Raw genomic sequence first — 11,672 nt, 5'->3', positions numbered from 1 at the left:
GCGCGGACATGCAGAGCGTCCCGGTCCGGGTCGGCGTAGACGGCCACGCTCGCGATACCGGCATCCCGGCAGGCCCGGGCGACACGGACAGCGATCTCACCACGGTTGGCGATCAGCACCTTGCGCATGTCAGGACGCCTGTCGGTCCGGTCCCGGAGACTCCGGAACGATGTGGCTGAAGCGTCCGGCGTCCGTCTGCAGCGGCCCCAGCGATCCGTCGAAGAAGATCAACGGCTCCTGGCTGTGCTGGGGCAGGCTCAGATCGACCACCTCGCCGACGACGATGTCGTGGTCCCCGGCCGCGTGCATGTCGACCGTGGTGCAGGCGAGGTAGGCGAGCGCCTCGCTGAGGACGGGCAGTCCGTCGGCGGTGAAGTGGTGCGGGACGCCCTCGAAAGCGTCGGGCCGGCGCTCGGCGAAGGAGCGGGCCAGCGACTGCTGCCGCCCGGACAGGAAGTTCACGGTGAACCCGCCGCTCTCCTCCAGCGGGGCGTGCAGCCGTGACTTCCTGTGCAGGCAGAACAGCACGAGCGGGGGTTCCAGCGAGACGGACGTGAAGGAGTTGACGGTCGTGCCGTCCGCGTTCTCCTCCGGCCCGGTGGTGATGACCGTGACGCCGGTGGTGAACAGGCCGCACACGCGGCGCAGACTCAGTGGCTCGATGGGCTGGCGCTCATGGGCGCGGGTCAGCGACCGCGCTGCTGCGGACATGCGCATCCCTTCCATGGGTGTCGGAGTAATGCCGCGCGGATCAGAGGAGCTTGCGAACCTTGGACCCGGCCTTGAGGATCCCGAGGAGGAACTCACGGCCGACGCTGTTCATCTCCGGCGGAGCCTGGACCGACGCCCAGTACAGGAAGCGGGCCATCATCGCCGTCGAGGGGTAGATGAAGCGCTTCTGCTCGTCCTTCCAGCCGAACACCGGGTTGACGACGGGCGAGTCCTTCAGCAGCTTGAAGACGATGTCGGCGGCCTCGTCGCCGGTCAGCGCGCCGGCCTCGTACTTCTCGCAGGTCTCCCCCGTGGCCTCGAGCAGCTGCTTGAACGAGTCGCTCTGCGGCCACCACAGGCCCGGGTACGGGACCTGCTCCAGCTCGTCGAAGTGCTCCTCGCGGCCGTCACGGACGTGCTGGAGGCGGGCCCGGGTCAGCCGCATGGTGCCGGGGGTGATGAAGGAGCCCCAGACCCGGAACACGGCGTTCCACAGGCGGAAGTGCGAGAAGGAGATGAAGGAGCTGTTGACCAGTTCGTCGTTGTACTGCAGCAGCCCCTGCTCCAGGCGTTCGACGTACTCGAAACGCTTCGCGGAGAAGTCGCCGTCCTTGAGGGCGGCCACCAGGCGGGAGGTCAGCGCGTCGACGACCTCCATGGTGTTGGACAGGCCGCGGGAGAACAGCGGGTCGAGGAAGCCGGCCGCGTGCGACATGAGGCACCAGCGGTCGCCGATGGTCTGCTTCGAGGAGTACTGCAGCCGGTCGGTGGACACCCACTCGCGTACTCGGGTGGCGCCGTCGAACTGTCGCTTGACTGCCGGGTACTTGTCGAGGAAGAGCTGGAACTCCTGCTCGGGGGTGAGGTCCTTCGGCTTGGGGTAGGTGCGCTCGTCGATGGTGAGGCCCACGCTGCACAGCGGGTTGCGTGACTTCTTGTGGTTGTCGAAGGGGATGATCCAGAACCAGCCGCGCTCGATGAGGTGGTGCATGGTGCCGGTGTGCCAGTCGGCCGGCGGGCGCAGGCCGGCGGGGTGGCCGCTCACGTCGTCGAACCGCTTGACGCCGACATAGTGGGTGAACATCGACCGGGAGTGGTGCTTGAAGCGGGCCGGCTTCTCACGCAGGTCGAACTTGTCGGCGAGCGGCGAGCGGAAACCGGAGGCGTCCACCAGGTACTTCGCCCGGTACAGTTCGGGCTCGGCGCCGGGGGCGGCGCTCTTGCCGAGGACGGTCACACCGTCGTCGTCGAATTCGACCTCGGTGGCCCGCCAGTTCTGCCGGGGAGTACAGCCGTACTTGATCGCCACGTGGAACATGAAGGCGTCGCTGTCCTGGCGGAACATGTGGCTGTTCTGGTGGAAGATCTTCGGCAGGGCCAGCTGGGTGGCCTGGCGCGGGTCGGGCTCCTTGCCGACCTCGTGCTTCATGAAACCGAAATGCGCCTTGGTGCCGAAAGAGGGCGCGATGTCGCGGGTGGAGGCCTCGACGCTGGCCAGGCTCTTCAGTTCGGGAAGGTCGTGCCGCTCGGCGAGGATGTGGATCCACTCCACGAGCTGCGGGGTCATGGATTCACCGATGGCGAAGCGCGGATGGGCGGTGGCGTCGACCAGCAGGACCTTCGCGCCATGCCTGGCCAGGATCGCGCCGGTGACGGAACCGGCCATGCCCGAGCCCAGGATGATGACGTCGAAGGTCATCTCCTCGGGAATGCTCGCCGGTTCCGGCATGCCTTCGGTCAGCTTCGCGACCATGAGCTGTCTCCTTCGTCGGGGGGCGGTGCACAGCAAGAATTCCGAGTCGGCCACGGCGGGAGAACCGCATGAAAAAAGGCCCCTCATACACCTTCCGGAAAGGAGGTGACTACGATCCGGAAGGATGGAATGAAGAGCCTGAAAAGGGCGTGCGAGTGCCGCCGGAATTAGCGTGACAGGATTTTCGCGGAAGTTCAACCCCTGGCTGGGGCCGAGGGTTTGGAAAATTCGGAGAACGCGGTTCCAGAATGCGTCGAGGCCAGGAGTTTCAGCAGGAGAACGCGCAGTTCGTCCTCTCCTCCGGGGCCGAGCATGCCGGCCACGTCGGCCGCCAGTTCGGCGACGGCCCGCATGACGATGCCGAGTTTCTCCAGGCCGAGCCCGGTCACCTCCAGGGCGTACCGGCGCCGGTCACGCGGGTCGCGGCCGCGGCGCACCAAACCCTGCTTGACCAGCTCGTCCACCAGCTGGGAGACGGCAGGCCCGGTGATGGCGAGGAGCTCGGCGAGCTGCTGCTGGGAACAGGGCCCGTACGCCTGGAGAGCGGACAGCGGGCCGTAGTGGCGCACACGCAGCCCGGTACCGGCCAGCTTCTCGTCACCGTGCCGGCGCAGCCGGTGATGGGCTTGCGCCACCAGGTACTCAGTACCCTGCACCAGAGGCTGCGCGGACTCGGGCAGCAGCCTGGCCAGCAACTCGTCCAGCCGGGCCGTCTCCTCGGGAGTCAGCACGGCGGTCAGTCTCGCGTCCCGCTCGGCCACGGCGCGGCGCCGGTCCTCGGCGGCTCTGCGTCCCTTGTCGGTCAGGGAGAGCACGTACTGGCGCCGGTTTCCGGGATTGCGGGTGCGCTGCACCTCTCCGCAGGCCTCCAGCCGGTCGATGACCGACACCATGATGGTCCGGTTGATGCCCAGCCGCTCGGCCAGGTCGAGCTGGGACTCCCAGTCACGGCCGGTGAGCGCGTCGAGGACGAGGAAGTCCCGGGAGTCGCTGTCGCTGCCGTCCGCGGCCGCGGAGAACTGCGCGTACACCCGGCGCAGGAGGTAACCGATGAAGCCCGTGAGCGATTCCGGAAGGGCTCCGGGCACCTCCGCGAGCTCCTCGGTCCGGGACACGGTACCTCGACCCTCATCGCGTTCACGCCGCAAGACAGCACCTCCGAACCGAGTATACGAGGGGTGCACTCGCGCTCCGGGCGAGTGCACCGCCCCAGGAGAGCGGGGATCAGCGCACCCGGTCGGCAGTACCGGTTCGCTCACCGACCGCACTGCTGCCGCGTGGCCGCCTGCCTGGCAGACACCGGCCGCCGTCAGCCCGGCTGGCCGCGCCGGGTCGTCCATGGAACGTCGGGCGCCGGTGGAGCGGGCGGGAGTACCGGGGCCGCGGCGAGGTGGCCCCGGGCGTCGGCGCGGCGTCGCGAGGTCCGGGGCGCCTCCGGGACGGTGCGGTGTGCGGGCCGGAGGAGAGGACGCAGCCCCCGCCGACCGCGGGCAGCTCGCCGACGGTGCTCCCGGTGACGGCCCGGGCCCACCCGTCACGGCCGCTCGGAGGGGCTCCTGGCGGGCCGCCGAGCGTGCCGGGCGATGCGGGACGGTCCGCGGGCAGGACACCGTCGGCGAGGCCGTGGCGGTGACCGGGGGCGGAGCAGTTGCCGAGCGCTGCGATCAGCGGGACGCCGCGCGCCGGGTGGCCGGCCGGGACGGCGTCGCAGGACTCGGCCGGGACCCGGTCGGGCGGCGGGTCGTCCCTGTGGGCGGGGTGGGCCGCTTCACCGGTGCGCGGTGTGTGCGGCGGGTCCACCGGGGTGGGGTCGCCGTGCCCGGCCGGCCCGCCGGCGCCAATGGGACGGCGGGCTGCAGGGTGGTCGCAGCGCAGTTCCTCCCCCGGCTGTGTCGGGCCGTGGACCCGGCCGTCCGGTGTGAGCACGCCGGCCGGCCCGGCACCCGCTGGAGGGACTCGGGGTGCAGGCTCTCGGCCCGGGCCTCGACGGCGGTGGTCCGGGCGGCGGCCGGCTGCGTGGGTGGCCACCGCGCGCGGGGTCGCGAGGGTGACCGGGCGGACCTGCCCAGACAGGGCCAGGGAACGCTTGTGCGCCGCCCCGGACTCGGTCATCACGTCCTGGACGGGCTGTTCGTTGTGCAAGGACTCGGCGGGACCCGGCATGACTCGATGCGCCTTCGCACTGGCGGGGACGGGGGAGATGACACCGGCGGCCCCGCGCCGGGGGACGAATAGCGGGGCCGCCGGATCTGGTCACAGCGCGACGGGGTTGGGCTCTCCGTCGCGCTGCGAGTGCGGAGCCGTCGCGGGGACGGTCGCCAGCACTGCGAGCAGGGCCAGCAGGTACATGCCGCCGCCGAGCAGGAACCCGTAGGAGTACCCGGTGGTCAGCGCCTCGGGCAGGCTGCCCGGCAGGTGGTTCTCGGTGATGACCGTGGCAGCCGCGGCCAGCGTGCTCAGGCCGATGGCGCCGCCGATCTGCTGAGCGGTGTTGACCAGGCCGGAGGCGGCACCGGTGGCCTGCGGGTCGACACCGCGGACACTGATGATCGTGACGGCCACGAAGACCATCCCGAGTCCCAGGCCGACGACCAGCTGCGCGGGCAGCAGGACGGCCAGCGGGTTCTGGCCGGGTTCCACGAAGCTGAACCACACCATGCCCGCGATACCGATGATCAGGCCGAGGACGATCACGTTGCGGTCGGGCATCTTCGCGAGCAGCTGCGGGCCGAGGCCGCCGGCCGCGATGCCCATGCCGAGCGCGAACGGCAGGTAGGCCAGGCCCGTGACCATCGGCTCGTAGCCCTTGACCACCTGCATGTAGAGGGTGAGGAAGTAGAAGGTGGCGAGCATGCCGGCTCCGACCAGGAACATCACCAGGTTGGCGCCGACGCGGCTCTTGTCGGCCAGCACACCGCGGGGAATCATCGGCGCGCTGCTGGATCGCTGGATGGCGACGAAGGCGAGCAGCAGCACGAGCGCGGCGCCCAGGCCGATCAGCGTGGCGGCGTCGTCGAATCCCTTGTCACCGGCGCGGTTGATGCCGTAGACCAGCGCCCCGAATCCGAAGGTGGCGGTGAAGGCGCCCGGGACGTCGACCTTGCCGCGCTCGCGCTCGCCCTCGATCAGGACGCTGGTGCCGAACAGGACGGCGAGGGCGATCGGGATGTTCACGAACATCACCCAGCGCCAGCTCAGGTACTCGGTGAGCGCGCCGCCGAGCAGCAGGCCCACGACCGAGCCGAGGCCGCCCATCGCGCCGTACACGCCGAGGGCCTTGTTGCGTGCGGGGCCGGCCGGGAAGGTGGTGGCCAGCAGGGACAGGGCGGTGGGGGCGGCGATGGCGGCGCCGGCTCCCTGGATGACCCGGGCCGCGATCAGCAGCTCCCCGCTCTGGGCCAGGCCGCCGAGCAGCGAGGCGGCGGTGAAGAGGACCAGCCCGATGCGGAAGATCCGGCGGCGGCCGAAGAGGTCACCGGCACGCCCGCCGGCCAGCAGCAGACCGCCGAAGGCGAGTGCGTAGGCGGAGACGACCCAGCCGAGGCTGGATTCGGTCATGCCCAGTGCGCTCTGCATGCTCGGCAGGGCGACGGCGACGATGGTGTTGTCGAGGACGAGCATGAGCTGCGCTGCGGCGATGACCAGTAGCGCGAGGCCGAGTCTGCTGTCCTGTGGGGGCGCCGCGGCCTTGCGGCCGGCCTGGGTCGGGTCTTGCAGCGACATGAACTCTCTCCGGTTGTCTTTGTGTTGGGGGGATGTAAGGGCTGCCGTCGGGTGGCTCCCCGGGTTCAGCCGGCGGTGGAGCCGGCCTTGGTGCCCCAGATGTCCAGCGCCTCGTAGGCGGCACGCCATTCGGTCTCGTAGGCGGTGCGCAGCTGCTCGGGCAGCTTGCCGATGACGCGGGCGAGCTTGTCGGCGGGCAGGTCGTCCAGCAGCCAGGGCAGGTAGCGGCGGGAGTCGTCGCCGACGCGAGTGCGCTGCTCGGTGCTGAAGACCGCCCACTGTTCCTGGCTCATGGTGATGTCCATGAGCTTCAGGGCGTCCCGCTCCTCATGGTCGAGGTGGCCGCTGACCTGGGCGTGGAGGGTGTCGGTGAGACCACCCAGACGCTCCAGGCCGGAGTCCCGGTCGGCGAGGGCCGCGTCGATGTCCGCCAGCAGCGGGTCGATGACCGCGTGCTCGGCCTCCATCGCGTCCAGCAGGGCCAGCTCGTCGGGCTTGCCGGCCAGCGCCTGCTGCATCACGGGCCACACGGTGAGGTCCTCGGAGGTGTGATGGATCGTCAGGAACTTCTTGAACAGCTCCCATCCGACCGCGGTGCTCAGGACGTGACGGGGATCCTCGTCAACCCGGGCCGTGATCCGTGCGATCCGCTCCAGCTCGCGCCGGAGGGCGTCGTGGATCGCGAACATCATCGTCATGTCGAGGTTCTTGAACTCCTGGCTCATCTTTCTCTCCCTGGCTGCCTCACTGCTCCGTGTCGCACTCCGACACTATCGTCAATGCACTTATCTATCAAGCAGCCAATCAACAACATCCCAACCATCAGTAGGTGAAGTAATCCCGGGAGGGGCTGCTGCGGGACCGCCGCCCGCGCGGTCGGAGCGGCGGGTCAGCGGGGTCTCGCGGACTGCAGGGCGGGCTCGTCACGGCCGGCCGTGGGCGAGTCGTCCACTGCGAGGTCGTCGTCGGCCCCCCTGCGGAACCAGGTCAGGGCCGGGGTGGTCATGGCCGTGGTCACCAGCGCCATGAGCACCAGGACGGTGAACAACTCAGGGCCGATGACCCCGAGATCGAGCCCGATGTTCAGCACCACCAGTTCGGTCAGCCCCCGGCAGTTCATCAGCGCTCCCAGCGACATCGCGTCCCGCCAGCCGTGGCCCGAGAGCCGGGCCGCGAGCGAGCCGCCGCCCCACTTGCCCAGCACGGCCACCGCGAGCACGGCACCCGCCCAGAGCCACTGTGTGGCATTCCCGGCCAACAGCGACACATCGGTCTTCAGCCCCGTGGTGACGAAGAACAGCGGCAGCAGCAGCGGCACCGCGAACGCGCGCAGCCGGGCTCCGGTGGCCTCGACCCTGCGGCTGCCGCGCGGGCTGACCACACCGAACAGGAACGCACCGAACAGCGCGTGCACCCCGATCCGGTCGGTGGCGTACGCGGCCACACTCAGCCCGCTGAACAGCACGACGAGGATGACGCCGTCGGAGTGGCGCCGCTCGGCGCGCGCGGCCCACCGGGCCAGCAGTGGCCGTACCACGAGGAACATGACCAGCGTGAAGGCCGCGGCGTACAGGGCCGTAGTGGCGGCTTCCCACGGCGAGTTGCTCTTCGCCACCGCCACGACGGCCGCCAGCAGGCACCACGCGGTCACGTCGCCGACGGCCGCGCTCGCCATGGCGAGCGTGCCCACTCGGGTGCGGTACAGGCCGCGGTCGGTGAGGATGCGGGCCAGGACCGGAAAGGCGGTGATGCTCATCGAGACGGCGACGAACAGCACGAACGGCAGCCTGTCGATTCCCGCGGGGGCCAGATCGCCGTGCATGGCGAACGCCAGCAGGACGCCCAGCAGCAGCGGTACCGCGATGCCGGCCTGGGAGACGGCCAGCACGGTCCTGCTGTGTCCGCGCAGTGATCCCAGGTCCAGCTCGAGACCGACGAAGTACATGAAGACGAGCAGTCCGATGTTGCCGAGCACGCCGATGTACGGCAGGACGGGCTGCGGGAAGAGCCCGGCCTCCGCCTGGGGCCAGAGCCAGCCCAGCAGCGAGGGGCCCAGCAGGATGCCGACGATGATCTCACCGACGACCGGCGGCTGGCCGAGCCGTCCGATGAACTGGGCGCCGGCCCGGCAGGCGAGGATCACCGCCGGGATGGCGATCAGGAGGTCGGGAAGCGGATCCGGGACAGCTGCCATCGCAGTCTCCTGGGTGGGGGAAGGGACGGGGTGCGCGCGGGTGCGTGCGACGTCCGGTGTCAGGGGCGGGCAATGCCGGCCTCAGGAGCCATAAGGACGGACCGCCTTGGCCTCACGCAGCGCTTCGGCCCACCACAGCAACTGGTCGAGCATGAGCTTGGCGGCGGCTTCAGCGCCCTCGGGATCGGCGGGGAAGCGGCCCTCGCCGTCGTACTGGTCGAGAACGCGGGGGAAGGTGACGATGTCCTTCATCCCGACGCAGTGGAACTCGGCGAAGATCTGCCGCAGGTGCTCGATCGCCCGTACCCCGCCGGCCGTGCCGAGCCCGTACCCGACGAAGCCGACCGGCTTGGCCTCCCACTCGGACTGGAAGCTGTCGATGAGGGTCTTCAGCGGGCCCGGCACGCTGCGGTTGTACTCGGGTACGACGACCACGTAGGCGTCGGCCCCGGCCAGCCGCGGGCGCAGCGCCGCGGCACCGGCGTCGTCCTCGGCGAGGGAGGCGGGCAGCAGGTGCTCGGCAACGTCGACGACGTCCAGGACGATGTCGTCGCGCCGGGTGGCGACCTGGGCGAACCAGCCGGCGACGTCGGGGGCGAGCCGTCCGGCGCGGGCGGAGCCGACCAGGAGGACGACCCTGACCGGCCGGGTCACCCGCCCCTGCGCGCTCATCGCCGGGCCGCCGATGCCGGGGAGGCCACCGGTGTGAGCGCGAGGAACTCGGTGGCGTCGACCCTGGAGAGGATCCGGCGGGTCAGGGCGGGCATCTTCGTCGTGCCGTCGTCGGTGAAGACGACGGGATTGGCCACCCGGATGCGGCGCCCGCGGGTGGTGATCTCGCAGCCGCCCGCCGCCAGCACGTTCTTCACCCAGTCGGAGCCGGGTCCGTAGGGCAGCGTGATGATGATGTCCCCACCACGGCGGAACAGTTTCACCGGGGTGGCGAACTCACGCCCCGACTTGCGTCCGCGGTGGTGGACCTTCCCGAACCCGGGCAGCCGGCTGAACAGCGGCCCCACGAGACGGTTGGCGAACCGCCGGTTGAAACGGGCTACTTTCCTGTCGATCGGCATGTCTTCCTCCCTTGCACGTCGATCTCTTGCACGTCGGTCCCTTGCACATCGGTCCCCCGGCCGCGTCGGCCGCGTCGGCCGCGTCGCCGGACGGCCCGTGGCCGCCCGGCCTCCGCCGCCGGCCGCGAGGGCCGGCAGCGGAGGCCGGGCAGACGCTCCCGCTTCCGGCGGCACCAGCACGGCCGGAAGCGGGACGGGGTTCAGGCGGAGGGCTTGCCCGCGCCGGGGCCGCCCGCCGGGGTGAGCGCGCCGACCGGCTTGCCGCCGGACTGGAGGAAGCGCTGCAGCGAGAAGTTGTCGACGATGCCCCACCGCTCGGCGATCTTGTCGCCCTCGAAGCGGAACCAGATGATCGCCTGGTGCTGCACCTGCAGCCCGGTCGGCTGGATGCCGATGAACGGGCCGGTGTGCTTGCCGTGCATCACCCAGCGGATCGCGGCCTTGTCGCCCTGCGAGATGAAGTCGAGGATCTCGTACTTGATGTCGCTGAACGCGGACTGCTGGATCCTGATGGTGTGCTTGAACGCCTCGGGCCCGCGCATCGAGTCGTCGTGGCTGCCGTGGTTGCGGAAGTCCGCGGTGAGGTAGCGGTCGGCGGCCGAGAGGTCGCCGAGGTCCAGGCCCTCGTGGAAGACCTTCTCGACCAGTTCCTTCTGCTGCTCGGGGGTGAGTGTGGTGGGCATGCTTGCGTTCTCCTCTGCTGGGGTTTGCTATGCGGGGGACGGGGCTGCGTTTCCGCGGGTGTCGAGCGTTTGTGTGTCGACCCGGGTCACGTCCTTGGGCACGGTTCCGGTGGTCCACACGATGCGCAGCCCCAGCCGGTCGAAGCGCCAGCCGTCCTGGGTGCGCCGCGCGGTGCCGGTGAAACGTCCGCCGAGCTGGAAGTACTCGGTGGCTTCGGGGGGCAGGGGCGAGCCGTAGTGCACATGGGAGGCGATCAGACTCCAGCTGACCGCGGCCCGATCGCCGTCGAGGTCGACCGAGCCGCCGGAGCCGTGGTGGTGCGTACGGCCCCAGCGCGCCATGATCTCGCTGATGAAACCGGTGACACCGGTGATGCCCTGGTGGCTGCCCACCGGAAACGTCATCTCGATGTCCTCGGTGAACAGGGACCTGGCCCAGCTCTCGTCGAAGACGCCCTCGTCCAGGCTCGCCAGGTAACGCTCGATGAGGTGCTGCAGCGCCGCGAGGTCGGCCAGGCGGGCGACCTCGGCGGCCAGGGCGGCCGGATCTGCGGCCTGTTCCCGGGTCATGACACCCGGTGCGCTTCGGTCTGGGCGTCCGTCGCGTAGATCACGGCGTCATCGGGACCGTGCACGACGGCCTTGCCCTCACCGGCGAACGTCTCGCCGTCGCGCCGTGCGGTGATGTCGATCTGTATGTACGCGGCACGGTGACCGTTCGGGCTGATCTGCGTGAAGTCGACGTTGAAGTCCTCGCGCAGGGAGAACTCCATGGTGTCGTCACCGGTGACGCTCCACGAGCCGTAACCTGCGCTCTTCGACGTCGTGACGGAGAGCGAACCGTCCGGCTCGAAGGTGACCGTGTAATCGTCCACCTCACCGTCGTGCGTGACCGTACCCGTCCATCGACCGACGGGCGTCCAGGTAGAAACAGGCATCGACGACACTTCCTCAGGTCGGGGAAACAGAAAATCCGCATTCCGATCGGTGTGCCGACCGGAATACGGATGTCAGGAGAGTCCGGCAGGTTCGTGAAAAACCCGGCGGATGCGCCGCCTACAGGAATCACCGGCCCGAAGGGCGGGTGCGTCAGGGCATGAGGGCGCCGGAAAAGTGTGACACCTGCCCCACGCGCCGTCAACTCCTCAGTAATTCAGGCTGTCTTCGGGCTGTCCTGAACGAAGCAGCCCCCGTGGCCGGTGGCCACGGGGGCTGCTTCGTTCAGGATCCCCGCACGGATCCGTGTCCTCATTCACCGGTGGGCGGGGAGGTCGGCCTCCCCGCCCACCGGGCCGTCATGCCGCCTCGCCCCGGCGGGCCAGTGCGAGCAGCTCGTCCAGGTCGTACTCGGCCCGCTGGGGGCCGCCATGGCGGGTGATCTTGCCGCGGCTCGCCCACTTGCGGATGGTGGCCTGGGAAACCCCCATCGCCAGGGCTGCCAGCTCTGTCGGCACCGTCCGCCGCTTCGCCGGCCCCGCGGCCGGACCCTTCGACCAGGTCATGCTGCACTGCCTTCCTTGGTACGGCCCGCTCGG

The 11,672-nt window shown here is 70.1% G+C and carries 13 protein-coding genes; all 13 read right to left on the bottom strand.

The annotated features are described in order from the left end of the window. A partial coding sequence (locus tag ACZ5GT_RS33905) for a biotin carboxylase N-terminal domain-containing protein (protein ID WP_146225392.1) occupies window positions 1–128 on the bottom strand: 128 nt, incomplete at its 3' end. Window position 129: 1 nt separating this feature from the next. Further along, complete coding sequence (locus ACZ5GT_RS33900) at window positions 130–711, bottom strand: flavin reductase family protein (protein WP_469034060.1); 582 nt, start codon at window positions 709–711, stop codon at window positions 130–132. A 40-nt stretch (window positions 712–751) separates the two neighbouring features. Beyond that, on the bottom strand, window positions 752–2,464 hold the full coding sequence (locus tag ACZ5GT_RS33895) for an NAD(P)/FAD-dependent oxidoreductase (RefSeq protein WP_398277878.1): 1,713 nt from the start codon (window positions 2,462–2,464) through the stop codon (window positions 752–754). Window positions 2,465–2,658: 194 nt separating this feature from the next. Further along, complete coding sequence (locus ACZ5GT_RS33890) at window positions 2,659–3,579, bottom strand: MarR family winged helix-turn-helix transcriptional regulator (RefSeq protein WP_398277881.1); 921 nt, start codon at window positions 3,577–3,579, stop codon at window positions 2,659–2,661. A 1,138-nt stretch (window positions 3,580–4,717) separates the two neighbouring features. Then, window positions 4,718–6,187: an MFS transporter gene (locus ACZ5GT_RS33885; protein ID WP_469034057.1), complete on the bottom strand. Its 1,470-nt coding sequence runs from the start codon at window positions 6,185–6,187 to the stop codon at window positions 4,718–4,720. 65 nt (window positions 6,188–6,252) lie between these two features. Then, a complete protein-coding gene (locus ACZ5GT_RS33880; RefSeq protein ID WP_398277887.1) occupies window positions 6,253–6,912 on the bottom strand; it encodes a hemerythrin domain-containing protein in 660 nt (219 codons plus the stop codon). A 164-nt stretch (window positions 6,913–7,076) separates the two neighbouring features. Continuing rightward, window positions 7,077–8,381 (bottom strand): cation:proton antiporter, encoded by a 1,305-nt coding sequence (locus tag ACZ5GT_RS33875; RefSeq protein ID WP_469034055.1) that lies wholly within the window; start codon window positions 8,379–8,381, stop codon window positions 7,077–7,079. Window positions 8,382–8,462: 81 nt separating this feature from the next. After that, the gene (locus ACZ5GT_RS33870; protein ID WP_398277893.1) at window positions 8,463–9,053 is read right to left on the bottom strand and encodes an NADPH-dependent FMN reductase; all 591 of its coding nucleotides are present in this window, start codon (window positions 9,051–9,053) and stop codon (window positions 8,463–8,465) included. Continuing rightward, window positions 9,050–9,454 carry a nitroreductase family deazaflavin-dependent oxidoreductase gene (locus ACZ5GT_RS33865; RefSeq protein ID WP_398277896.1) on the bottom strand — a complete coding sequence of 135 codons (405 nt, stop codon included), beginning with the start codon at window positions 9,452–9,454 and terminating at the stop codon, window positions 9,050–9,052. Before ACZ5GT_RS33865 ends, ACZ5GT_RS33870 begins: the two co-directional genes overlap by 4 nt. A 200-nt stretch (window positions 9,455–9,654) precedes the next feature. Then, on the bottom strand, window positions 9,655–10,137 hold the full coding sequence (locus tag ACZ5GT_RS33860; protein ID WP_324788394.1) for an ester cyclase: 483 nt from the start codon (window positions 10,135–10,137) through the stop codon (window positions 9,655–9,657). A gap of 27 nt (window positions 10,138–10,164) precedes the next feature. Next, on the bottom strand, window positions 10,165–10,707 hold the full coding sequence (locus ACZ5GT_RS33855; protein ID WP_469034053.1) for a nuclear transport factor 2 family protein: 543 nt from the start codon (window positions 10,705–10,707) through the stop codon (window positions 10,165–10,167). Then, window positions 10,704–11,012 (bottom strand): dehydrogenase, encoded by a 309-nt coding sequence (locus tag ACZ5GT_RS33850; protein ID WP_324788392.1) that lies wholly within the window; start codon window positions 11,010–11,012, stop codon window positions 10,704–10,706. Before ACZ5GT_RS33850 ends, ACZ5GT_RS33855 begins: the two co-directional genes overlap by 4 nt. Window positions 11,013–11,432: 420 nt before the next feature. Then, window positions 11,433–11,639 (bottom strand): transcriptional regulator, encoded by a 207-nt coding sequence (locus ACZ5GT_RS33845; protein ID WP_398277903.1) that lies wholly within the window; start codon window positions 11,637–11,639, stop codon window positions 11,433–11,435. Window positions 11,640–11,672 lie beyond the last annotated feature (33 nt).

It is taken from the genome of Streptomyces sp. NPDC031340, from assembly GCF_055569945.1.
This window is presented reverse-complemented; position numbering and strand designations above follow the sequence as displayed.